At 57.5% G+C, this 11,295-nt stretch carries 10 protein-coding genes; 6 read left to right on the top strand and 4 right to left on the bottom strand.

Annotated elements, in window-relative coordinates:
• The first annotated feature begins 107 nt into the window (after nucleotides 1-107).
• From PQQ52_RS20370 to PQQ52_RS20360, 3 genes are read left to right on the top strand one after another with little or no spacing between them, the layout of a single operon-like run.
• Nucleotides 108-1,133, top strand: a complete 1,026-nt coding sequence (locus tag PQQ52_RS20370; protein ID WP_408215025.1) for a hypothetical protein — start codon at nucleotides 108-110, stop codon at nucleotides 1,131-1,133.
• Nucleotides 1,090-1,470 (top strand): hypothetical protein, encoded by a 381-nt coding sequence (locus PQQ52_RS20365; RefSeq protein WP_408215022.1) that lies wholly within the window; start codon nucleotides 1,090-1,092, stop codon nucleotides 1,468-1,470. Before PQQ52_RS20370 ends, PQQ52_RS20365 begins: the two co-directional genes overlap by 44 nt.
• 1 nt (nucleotide 1,471) lies before the next feature.
• The gene (locus tag PQQ52_RS20360; protein ID WP_408215019.1) at nucleotides 1,472-2,353 is read left to right on the top strand and encodes a lipase family protein; all 882 of its coding nucleotides are present in this window, start codon (nucleotides 1,472-1,474) and stop codon (nucleotides 2,351-2,353) included.
• Between the two features lie 107 nt (nucleotides 2,354-2,460).
• On the opposite strand, the gene PQQ52_RS20355 is transcribed toward PQQ52_RS20360, so the two are convergent.
• The 4 genes from PQQ52_RS20355 to dnaA all read right to left on the bottom strand — a co-directional run bounded on the left by PQQ52_RS20355 (nucleotide 2,461) and on the right by dnaA (nucleotide 9,913).
• Nucleotides 2,461-3,237 carry a hypothetical protein gene (locus tag PQQ52_RS20355; protein ID WP_408215017.1) on the bottom strand — a complete coding sequence of 259 codons (777 nt, stop codon included), beginning with the start codon at nucleotides 3,235-3,237 and terminating at the stop codon, nucleotides 2,461-2,463.
• A gap of 1,147 nt (nucleotides 3,238-4,384) precedes the next feature.
• A complete protein-coding gene (gene gyrB / locus PQQ52_RS20350; RefSeq protein WP_408215014.1) occupies nucleotides 4,385-6,859 on the bottom strand; it encodes a DNA topoisomerase (ATP-hydrolyzing) subunit B in 2,475 nt (824 codons plus the stop codon).
• A gap of 114 nt (nucleotides 6,860-6,973) precedes the next feature.
• Nucleotides 6,974-8,077, bottom strand: coding sequence for a DNA polymerase III subunit beta (dnaN, locus tag PQQ52_RS20345; RefSeq protein WP_201085769.1), 1,104 nt, complete (start codon nucleotides 8,075-8,077; stop codon nucleotides 6,974-6,976).
• 219 nt (nucleotides 8,078-8,296) lie between these two features.
• Nucleotides 8,297-9,913 carry a chromosomal replication initiator protein DnaA gene (gene dnaA, locus PQQ52_RS20340; RefSeq protein WP_408215010.1) on the bottom strand — a complete coding sequence of 539 codons (1,617 nt, stop codon included), beginning with the start codon at nucleotides 9,911-9,913 and terminating at the stop codon, nucleotides 8,297-8,299.
• A gap of 394 nt (nucleotides 9,914-10,307) precedes the next feature.
• On the opposite strand from dnaA, the gene rpmH reads away from it, so the two are divergent.
• The 3 genes from rpmH to yidD all read left to right on the top strand — a co-directional run bounded on the left by rpmH (nucleotide 10,308) and on the right by yidD (nucleotide 11,291).
• Nucleotides 10,308-10,442: a 50S ribosomal protein L34 gene (gene rpmH, locus PQQ52_RS20335; protein ID WP_004198824.1), complete on the top strand. Its 135-nt coding sequence runs from the start codon at nucleotides 10,308-10,310 to the stop codon at nucleotides 10,440-10,442.
• A gap of 32 nt (nucleotides 10,443-10,474) precedes the next feature.
• The gene (rnpA, locus tag PQQ52_RS20330; protein WP_408215378.1) at nucleotides 10,475-10,954 is read left to right on the top strand and encodes a ribonuclease P protein component; all 480 of its coding nucleotides are present in this window, start codon (nucleotides 10,475-10,477) and stop codon (nucleotides 10,952-10,954) included.
• Nucleotides 10,955-11,060: 106 nt separating this feature from the next.
• Nucleotides 11,061-11,291: a membrane protein insertion efficiency factor YidD gene (yidD, locus tag PQQ52_RS20325; protein ID WP_006050604.1), complete on the top strand. Its 231-nt coding sequence runs from the start codon at nucleotides 11,061-11,063 to the stop codon at nucleotides 11,289-11,291.
• Nucleotides 11,292-11,295: the final 4 nt, after the last annotated feature.

Raw genomic sequence — 11,295 nt, 5'->3', positions numbered from 1 at the left:
GTGCCAGAAAGACGCCGTCGCGAGCCTTACGGATGGTAAATCCTGCTACGATTGCGGAGCATTTCCTCGGCGGTTTCGGAAAAACTTGCGAGAATTGAGGGCGAGCCTTGGCAGACGATTTGAAATATACAAAAGACATCGCGGAATTGATTCAGGAAGCCACAAGCCTTACGGTTGTAAGCACGTTCCTCAAGTCGAAGGGATTGACGTCCTCGGCGGGCACCTGGAACGATATGTTGAACAAGCGCTTGATTCCTGCGGTCCAAGAAGGTCACCTGTCCAACGCCGATTTGGTGAATTTGCTGCGCTCGGTTGAGGAATGCGGTCGTCAGCACGTTTTCCTTTATTTCTGTCCGAAAGCACGCGCTGCCGAGCTGATGGATCGCAAGCGGGTGGCGCAAGTCGCTTCGAAGTTGGGCGTGAGCGATCTCCTCACCGCCGCCCGTGCTACCGCCAAGCCTGAGCACCCGGAACTGGTCGACATTCGGTGGGAAACAGCGAAGGTTGATTTAAGTTTCACAATTAAAGCGGTGGAAATCCGGGAGCATCAGAAGTACATTGGCACAAAGCCCTTCGGCAACGAGTTGCACAAGATTTATGCGAAGGTGCAAGAGCGCGCCGTGAACCTTGCGAAACTACATCGCAACGGCCTGCTCGAAGTGCGCGTGGCCGCGCATGCTAATAGTACGAAGTATGAAGTCGACATCCGGCGATTCTGGAATCAAGTTACGCAATTTTTGCCGCCGACCGATTTTACGGAGCTTTCGCTGTCTGTTGCGAAGGATCGATTGTGGGCCGAACGAGCAGAGCTGTCTGCAGCGGTCAGGTATACCGACTCCACGATCCGCGATGAAGCGGGTAATGTTCTTCGTGGCGCTACCGGCAGCGAGGGGAGTGACCTGGTGACGGACGTTGCGGTGAGTCAAAGTTTGGACTATCTGCTCAGCCATGATGCGGCGGCGTATTGTGAAGGGGCTAACATTTGGTTCAAAGAGACGACAGGCCTGTCAACTGACGTGCACGTGCTCTTGGGCGGAGAAGTGAATGAGTTTGCTCTACCTGCGAGCTGTACAGCGGAGGATTATCAGTATGTCCTCGATCAACTTAGAAGCCTTAATCGACGAGTTTCCTGAGGAATCGGAAAGCGTTGAGCGCCTTGCCGAGTTTTTCGACAAAGCCGAAAAATTAGGAACGCAGACTAAAGAGTTGACTGTTCAACGCTTCTTCGATGTGGCGAAGCCATCATCGCAAGGCGTCCTAATTAAAATACTCCAAAGATTGGTTCAACAAGGCGTATTGAAAAAGTTGATTCGTGTGGAATCTGACGCTTTAGGTGGTATCGCTGACTTTGGTTCCGTGACCGAGGTGCCGGCAGTTCTCTTTGACTCGCGCATTGGACGGGAAATCGAAGTTCGCTCAGATCAGTTGAAGCTCGTCTATCGTTTCGAGTCCGCCGGGATGGCTCGTTAAAGTGACAGATTCGTTCCTGACGCGAATCCTTGGTGAGTTGCAGAACATCTCCGCTGGAGAACGACTCGCTTTCATTAAAGCCGAAATCTCCAAAATTGACGATCCCGACCAGCGAGAGCTAGCAGAGACGGCGCTTTTTCTTGGAATGAGCGTTGGTGCCCCAGTCCCGCGAGAACATGTCGTCGTGTTAGTGCACGGTATCCGAACATATGCTGAGTGGCAGGAACGTCTTGCGGGTGCGCTGACAGACAAAGGTCATGAGAATGTCTACCCGGTGGGCTACGGCTTCTTCGATGTGCTTAGTTTTTTGTGTCCGATTTGGACTAGGCGTCGTCCCATAGATCGCGTCCTCCGAGAGTTTCGAGCCATTAAGACGAAACATCGTGACGCGGACATTTCGGTAGTTGCTCACAGTTTTGGCACATACATTCTGTCGCAGATTCTTGAGGATGCCACCGATGTTTCCCTGCACCGCGTGATTCTGTGCGGCTGCATCGTGCCATTAAAGTTTAGATGGGATAAGGTCATGGCCCGGGTAAAGGGTGTGGTTATTAACGAGGTTGGCACTCTTGACTATTGGCCGGTGATCGCACGTCTTGTTACCTGGGGCTACGGGGCGAGTGGCACATTTGGATTTAAGACAAGTTTCGTTCGTGATCGTTTCCACAATTGCGGTCATAGCGACTTCTTCGAAGATGATTTGATGTCTAAGTACTGGCTTCCGATGTTGTTGGACGGGCAGGTCGTCCCCTCTGATTGGACTCGAACCCGGTCGCGTTCGTCCGCATTGGTTTCGTTTTTATCTTGGCTTCCGCTTAAATCACTGTTGCTTATCGGCGCGGTTACAGGAGTTGCGGTGTTCGCCATGCATCGAGTCGCCTGATCTGTCGGTTGTGTGTGCCCCGGCGCCGGTGTGTCGCGCGGCGCCGGTCACTGATCACTGATCACCAAAGGTTCAAGCTCCCTCGGCTTCTGAGTTGAGGTTCGCCGCTAAGCCTCAAACCGGCTCGGCCGCTTCTCGTCCTCACGCTTGCGCTGCTCTGCAAGTTGAGCCTCCTGCTCCTGCAGCTTGTTGTACAAACGTGGGCAAAATACCCAGTCGACGGACTGGTCGGCTTCGTGCAATTGCGATAGCCATAAAATTAGCAGCACGGTGATTACGACGAAGGCAATCGCGTCCCCGGCGTGACGAAGTATGTTGTCAAGAAAAACGACGAGGGCCGCCGAAAGCGAACTGCCAGACGGCAAACAAAGCTCGATCAATAGTAGGGCAAGCAAGCTAAAAGAGAGTGAAGCTGTTCGCCAAGCTCCTGATTCGCGCTCGCGCTTGCGCTCTTCGTAGGCCTCAAGCACTGTGAGATAAAAATCGTCTTCGGCAGTGCGGGCGGTTATGCGTAGATCCATTGGAGTTACATGATCGGTCAGTCGCCAATTGGATTGCGTTGGGCTGTCACCGAAAAGCTTGGTAACTGGACGAGAGATTTTTAGCGCAATTGGGTCGATGACGGCTCGCAGGATTCCAACACCACACGACATATATAGTGTGTAGACACAAAGGAAGATCAAGACCTGACCAAAGGGGACGTTCGATTTCGCGTATTGCCAGGAGAACCCTGCAAGGTTTTGCTGGTGCGTTAGCGTTAAGGCTATGTTGGCCGCAATGGCAAACGTACTCAGTAGCATGAAAGTTTGAATCTCGGAGGCCCGCTCCAGCGTGCCCAATGCGCCCATTACCTTGGTGATATAGCCGTCTTTGTCGTCGCTCATGAGGTTTTCGTTTGTTTGGCAAGTTTCACTCGACCGAGCGAAGGGCAATGTTGATAGCCGCCCGCAACGGAAGGACTGCTTTATTTTAATATGGTGGAGTGGCTTTAACGTTGCGCCACGACACGTGTTTTCCGCCGCGCTAGCATGCTGCTACTGCGGAGGGAGCAGGTTTTGGACGGGCTTGGTGACGGGTTTGATAAACGGTCCGCGGAATTTTTTCGCACCGGCAGTTGTCGTTATTCGGGCCGCGAGGGGGTGTCACTTCCGAGCGACAAGGTAGGGGCACCACCCGTTGTGTGCGAGATGCTGGTGCTTGCTACAGGCCAATACCTTGCTCAAGGCGCAGGAGAAGGTTACTAACGCGCTCGTACGAGCGCGAAGCAGACGGCGTTTTCAATCGCTGCTCGTGTGCTTGGTGGGCAGTTGTCGCTTGGCAATGGCTCGACGGACAACGATTCGACCGCGATCAGGTTTTCTGGCGGCTGCTTGGATGCGGCAATCTCGGCCCTTGACAACAATAGCCGGTTTCGCGGGCTGAGTGATCCGCATGTTCGTGTGACCTCTGGTGAGCCGGTGAGCCTTAACGTGGGGTAGCGCCGGTTCATCAGCACATGCCACGGAAGGTGAAATATTCGTCTCTCTCTGCCTCGTTAAATGAAAAGAACTGGCGCCCGCGAGCAAAGTCCACAAGACCTCGTTGACGCAGACCGACTAGCTGTTCGGTTGCGGCCACGGCTCTCATGTCGCAGCTCAGCGACGGACAAGAATCGGCCAGACTTGGACAGTCGCGTCCTCGCCATGAGTGTCGCCCCCAGGTTTTGCAGGAGCTGTGTCCGCATTTTTTCACTTAATTGGCACAGATTTCATTTTGCCTAGCACCCGAAGATGCCAGAGGATATGAATTTTTGCGGAGCAATGCGGATTTTGCGGAGCAAAAAAAGCTCCCGGTTGCTCGGGAGCCTTTTAAATACTTGGTGGGGAGTGAGTGACTCGAACACTCGACCTACGGATTAAGAGTCAGCAGACCTTAGACACTGCGGCGGTCACTCCATATCCATGTAGGCCAGTCGCATTAACTCGGCCGTACAGTCGCAAAACTGTGGCGCCAGTCGCACTTACTCTGTCGCCCTACGAGCTACAACAAAGCTCAAACATCAATATTCCCCGCCCTCAACGCATTCGACTCAATGAAAGCCCGACGCGGCTCCACATCATCCCCCATGAGCGTGGTGAAAATGCCATCAGCCGCAATAGCATCCTCAATCTGCACACGAAGCAAGCGACGCACAGCCGGATCCATCGTAGTCTCCCAAAGCTGCCCAGGATTCATCTCACCCAGGCCTTTGTATCGCTGCTTGGAAACATTCCGCTCAGCATCGGCAATCAACCACCGCATCGCGCTCTTGAAGTCGGTAACCGCCATACTCCGCTCGCCGCGCTTGATCATCGCACCCGCGCCGATCAACCCCTTGAACGTATCCGCAGTCGTCAAAAGCTGCTGATAATCCGCAGTCAGCTGAAACTCTTCATCCAGCACCGAAACCTTCTGATTACCATGATGCGTCCGCGAAACACGCAGTGACCGCAGCTCACGCACCGGGTCATACATCGTCGTCACCTTCACCTCAGGCTTCAACGGATCGTCCCGCAGCTTCGCCTCAAGCGTCTTCGCCGAGCTCTCAGCCGCTTGCTCAGAAGACAGATTGATCACGACCCCATCCATCACCGCCTCAAGCGCGCCAGCGTCGTACAACCGGCTCAGCCGATCCACCACGCCTTGCGCCAACAGATACGAACGCGCCAGCTCACCCAACGCATCGCCGGCGATCGGCGTCGCATTCTCAGAAGGCAGCAGCTCCGACCCATTCAGCGCCAGCTTGAGCATGTGCGCGTTCAGCTCGGTTGCATCCTTCAGATACCGCTCGTCTTTACCCGCCTTGATCTTGTACAGCGGTGGCTGGGCGATATAAATAAACCCGCGCTCGATCATGTCCGGCATCTGACGATAGAAGAACGTCAGCAGCAGCGTGCGGATGTGCGCGCCGTCCACGTCAGCATCGGTCATGATGATGATGCGGTGATAACGCAGCTTGTCGAGGTTGTAGTCGTCCTTGCCGATCCCGCATCCCAGCGCCGTAATCAGCGTCACAAGCTGTTCCGAAGAAAGCAGCTTGTCATAGCGCGCCTTCTCCACATTCAGCACCTTGCCGCGCAGCGGCAAGATCGCCTGAAACTTCCGGTCACGCCCCTGCTTCGCCGAGCCGCCTGCGGAGTCGCCCTCGACGATATAAATTTCGGACTTCGCCGGGTCTTTCTCCTGGCAATCCGCCAGCTTCCCAGGCAAGCCGACGCCGTCGAGCAAGCCCTTGCGACGCGTCATCTCACGCGCCTTGCGCGCCGCATCCCGCGCCCGCGCAGCATCAACGATCTTGCCGCAAATGATCTTCGCGTCGTTCGGCGTTTCCAGCAGGAATTCTTCGAGCGCCTTCGCGACCACATCTTCCACCGGCGCGCGCACTTCCGACGACACCAGCTTGTCCTTGGTCTGCGCGCTGAACTTCGGCTCCGGCACCTTCACCGACAGCACGCACGAGAGCCCTTCGCGCATGTCGTCGCCGGCCGTCTCGACCTTCGCTTTCTTCGCGACGTCGTGATCCACGATGTACTTGTTCAACACGCGCGTCATCGCCGCACGCAAACCGGTCAAGTGCGAGCCGCCGTCGCGCTGCGGAATGTTGTTCGTGAAGCACAGCACGTTTTCGTTGTAGCTGTCGTTCCACTGCATCGCGACTTCAACGCCAATGCCGTCTTTCTCGCCGCTGATGTGAAAAATGTTCGGGTGCAGCACGACCTTGTTCTTGTTGATGTACTCAACAAAACCCTTCACGCCGCCCACAAACGCGAAATCTTCTTCCTTGCCCGAGCGCAGATCGCTCAAGCGAATCCGCACGCCGTTATTCAGGAACGACAGTTCGCGAATCCGCTTGGCCAGAATGTCGTAGTGATATTCGACATTGCCGAAGATCGTCTCGTCGGCCATGAAGTGCACTTCGGTCCCGCGGTTTTCAGTGTCGCCCAACACCTGGATCGGCGACACAGCCACGCCGTCGATCTCTTCGACGATGCGGTTCTGCGGCACGCCACGGTGGAACTCCATGAAGTGCTTCTTGCCGTCACGGCGCACCACCAGGCGCAGCCACGACGACAGCGCGTTCACGCACGAAACGCCCACGCCGTGCAGGCCGCCGGACACCTTGTAGCTGTTCTGGTCGAACTTGCCGCCGGCGTGCAGCTCGGTCATCACGATTTCAGCGGCGCTGCGCTTCGGATCGTGCTTGTCGTCCATCTTGAGACCGGTCGGCACACCGCGGCCGTTGTCGGTGATCGAAATCGAGTTGTCCGCGTGGATGGTGACCTGGATGTCGTTACAGTACCCGGCCAACGCTTCGTCGATCGAGTTGTCCAGCACTTCGAATACGAGGTGATGCAGGCCGGTGCCGTCCGATGTATCGCCGATATACATCCCGGGCCGCTTGCGCACAGCCTCGAGACCTTCAAGGATCTGAATGGACGAGGCGCCGTAGCCGCTGTTATCGGGTTGCGAATTGTTCGTTTCAGTCATGGATTTTTTCCGGTTCTGCGTTGCTGCTGGGTTGCTGCTCGGGACTTTTCAAAACGCCATAAAAACGCCAAAGGGGCACTGCGCCCCTTGGTGTGTTCTCGGTTTTTGGACGCGTTAGATGCGCATCGGCATCACGACGTATTTGAATTCGTCGTTCTCGGGAATCGTGATCAACGCGCTGGAGCTGGCATCGCCAAGGCTCACTTGCAACATGTCGACCTTCAGGTTCGCGAGCACGTCGAGCAGATACGTGACGTTGAACCCGATATCGACGCTGTCGCCGTCGTACGCGATTTCCAGTTCTTCCTGCGCCTCTTCCTGATCGGCGTTGGTCGACATGATCTTCAACTGGCCTGGCTCGATAATGCAGCGCACGCCCTTGAATTTGTCCGACGTCAGAATCGCGGCACGTTGCAGCGAACGCTGCAGTTCTTCACGGCCGATCAAGAACTGATTCTTATGCGACTTCGGAATCACGCGCTGGAAGTCGGGGAATTTGCCTTCCACCAGCTTCGACACCAGTTCGACCTGGCCGAACGTGAACTTCACCTGTGTCGCGGCGATGTCGATCTTCAGCGTGTCGTCAATGTCTTCCAGCAGACGCTGCAATTCGAGAATCGTCTTGCGCGGAATGATGACTTCCTGGCGCGCGAACGAGCCTTCAATCTTCATCGACGAGAACGCGAGGCGGTGGCCGTCTGTTGCGACTGCCATCAGCTGGTCACCGTCTACCACCAGCAGCATGCCGTTCAGGTAATAGCGGATGTCCTGCTGGGCCATCGAGAAATGGACCATGCCGAGCAACTGGCGGAACGTTTTCTGGGGAACCACCAGGTTCGCGCCGTAGTCTTTAGCTTGAGCAACGGTCGGGAACTCGTCGGCCGCCAGCGTTTGCAGCGCAAAGCGGCTCTTGCCGGATTGCACGGTCAAACGCTTGTCGTTCAAGGTCAGCGTAACCTGCCCGTCGGGCATGGCGCGCAGAATGTCGAGGAGCTTTCTTGCTGCCACCGTGGTCGCAACCGAATCGCCGCCCACGCCAAAATCGGCACGCGTGGTGATCTGCAACTCAAGGTCGGTCGACAGGAACGACACTTCAGGCCCGTTCTTGGTAATCAGCAAATTGGCGAGGATCGGCAACGTATGGCGGCGTTCGACGATGCCGCTCACAGTTTGCAGCGGCCTGAGGAGGTTATCGCGTTCGGTCTTGACCAGTTGCATAGAGTTCCTTCGTTGATATGACGGCCTGCGCGCCTGACTTGCCAGCCTTACAGCGCGCAGCCGCGGCTCCCCGCCGGCGCGACGCAGCGCCTGTCACGGCGTGAATTCCGCCCGCGGCCGCCGGGCGGTTAAACCTGTATTGTGCCTGAAAACAGAACCGCTCCACTAAAATGGGGGCGAGTTCCGAAATAAACAGGTCGAAATTTCCGTCCGGGCTGCTTAACCTTTCAGCGTTTGCTCCAGTACGTGCAGTTCGTGGTTCAGTTGCGCGTCCGTCCCGCGCTCGGCAGCAATCTTGCGCACCGCGTGCAGCACGGTGGTGTGATCGCGCCCCCCGAACAGCTCGCCGATTTCCGGCAAACTTTTCTGCGTCAGCTCCTTCGCCAGATACATCGCGATCTGCCGCGGCCGCGCGATGTTCGCCGGACGCTTCTTCGAATACATATCCGCGACCTTGATGCTGTAGAAGTCAGCCGTGGTTTTCTGGATGTTTTCCACCGAAATCTGCCGGTTCTGTACCGTCAGCAGGTCTTTCAGCGCTTCTTTTGTCACTTCAATCGTGATTTCACGGCCGTGGAACTTCGAATACGCGAGGATCTTGCGCAGCGCGCCTTCCAGTTCACGCACGTTCGAGCGCAGGTGCTTGGCGACGAAGAACGCGACGTCTTCGCTCAGGCTCACAAACTCGGATTGCGCCTTGCGCATCAGAATCGCGACGCGCATTTCCAGCTCAGGCGGCTCGATCGCCACCGTCAGGCCGGAGTCGAAGCGCGAGATCAGGCGGTCGTCGATGCCGGAGATTTCCTTCGGATACGTGTCGCTGGTGATGATCACCTGCGCCTTGTTCGCGACCAGCGCCTCGAACGCGTAGAAGAATTCTTCCTGCGTGCGGGACTTGCCGGAGAAGAACTGAATATCGTCGATCAGCAGCAGGTCGAGCGAGTGGTAGTAACGCTTGAAGTCGTCGAACGCCTTGCGCTGGTAGGCCTTCACCACGTCGGACACATACTGTTCCGCGTGGATGTAGCGAATCCGTGCGCCTGCCTTGTCCATCAGAAGCTGGTTGCCGATCGCGTGAATCAGGTGGGTCTTGCCCAGGCCCACGCCGCCATATAGAAACAGCGGGTTGTACGAGATGCCGGGGTTGTCCGCGACCTGAATCGCCGCGGCGCGCGCCAACTGGTTGGCCTTACCGGTCACGAAGTTGTCGAAGGTGAGCACGGGGTTGAGCTTCGAGCGCTCGTACATCGAGTCGTTCTCGCCGTTGCCGTTCGAGTTGGCGCTTTGGCCCGGACGCCACGTGCGGCGGGCAGCTGCGGCTTCATTCGCGTCGAGGCTGGGAAGATCGAGATCGGCGGCATCTTCGGCCGCGGCGCGTGCTGCGTTCGCGTTGAGGTTTGCCATCGCGTTGTTCGCGCTGTTCGTGCCATTGGCACGCGCGGCATGCGCCGATTGCACGGCGCCAACGGCCGCATCCACCGCGGCACCGCCGCCATTTGAAGAAGACGAGTGGCCAGCGCCCATCGAACCAGGCGCGGAAGACGGACGCGATGGAGCCGACGACGCTGCCGCAGGGGCGCGCATGCCGGCTTTCGGGTCCAACACAAATTGCACATCGACCGGCGTCTGCCAGAAATCGCGTGCCATATCGGAAATGCGGCCGGAGAACTGGCTCTTGACCCAGTCGAGCTTGAAGCGGTTCGGCGCAGCGATGCTAAGCGTGTTCGCAGCGGCGTCGAAGGCGACCGGGGCCAACGGTTTGATCCACGTCACGTACTGCTGGGGCGTAAGCTCGCGCTCCAGCAATGCGGAACAGTGTTGCCAGAAATCGTTCATCGAGTTGCTGTCGTTATGGTATGCACGGCGGTTCGCCGCTGCCCCTGTCGCGCATACGCAACAAGGCCCTGAGCAGCCAGGCCGAACCAGGCGTAATGGCTCCAGGCGCTTGTGCCACAAGGGTTTGCGGGGCAAGCGAGCCGGAGCGGCGTGCAGGATTTTTGGGAAGTAAGGCGAGATTCTAACGCCAAAACGTCAGCGAAAGGGAGTTATCCACAGGGACGGATCATCCGACGAAGCTTCTCCAGCCTGGCGCCGAACCAGGCTAAACTATTGACGGCCAAAAGAAAACCGGTTTAAATAGCGGGTTCCGCGAAAACCAATTCAGTAAACCTCCGGCCATTGCGCTTTCAGCGATGATCGCGCGGTTATTTTTCGATCAAGTGAGAGCAACATGAAACGTACTTACCAACCTTCCGTTACCCGCCGCAAGCGCACCCACGGCTTCCGCGTTCGCATGAAGACCGCAGGTGGCCGTAAGGTCATCAACGCACGTCGCGCGAAGGGCCGCAAGCGCCTCGCCATCTAAGGCGAGCGAGCGGATTGCGCGCTCCGTCTGTGATAAGCGAAGCCCGCGGTGAAGCGGGAGCGGCTGGGGCGCTGCAACTGGGCTCGGTTCCGTTGCGAGCGCAAGCCGCCTTCCCCAAAGCCGCAAGGCTACTGAAAACGGATGAATTTTCATCCGTTTTTCGTTTGCGCCCGTGGCGCCGCACCGCGCACTTCGTGGTGTACGGCCGGCCCACCGGCAACGACGCGCGCTTAGGTCTCGTGATCGGCAAGAAATATGCGCCGCGCGCGGCCACGCGTAATCTGGTACGTCGGCTCGCGCGTGAAGCCTTCCGGCTGCGTCGCGCGGAATTCGGCGGTTGGGATGTGCTGCTGCGTTTGCACACGCGCTTCGACAAGAAGGCTTTGCCGAGCGCGTCGTCGCCCCCGTTGAGGGCGCTGTGCCGCAGCGAGATAGAGGCGCTGCTCGATAAGGCAGCGCGCGAAATTGTCCGTCGTGAGGCGCCGCCCGCGGAAGCGCCCAAGACGGAATGACGCTCAAGTGAACGCTCGTTTCGCAGTTGAGGCGGCTCTGGCAGCCATGCTGCGCGGGCGTCACCCGGTACTCCACGTTGCGCGGCGCCGTCCGGCCGCACCAGCCATGCAAACGGTACTCATCGCTTTATTGCGTTTCTACAAGCTTGCTGTGAGCCCCATGCTCGGCAACCGGTGCCGTTTTTACCCTTCCTGCTCTGATTACGCGCGCGAAGCAATCCAGTATCATGGCGCCGCGCGCGGGACTTATCTCGCCGCCAGGCGTATTTGCCGCTGTCACCCGTTTTCCGCGGGCGGCATCGATCTCGTCCCGCCTCCCACTTCTGAAAAGCGCTGACGCG

The sequence above is a fragment of the Paraburkholderia sediminicola genome (assembly GCF_046030555.1).
Taxonomy (GTDB): Bacteria; Pseudomonadota; Gammaproteobacteria; order Burkholderiales; family Burkholderiaceae; genus Paraburkholderia; species Paraburkholderia sediminicola_E.
This window is presented reverse-complemented; position numbering and strand designations above follow the sequence as displayed.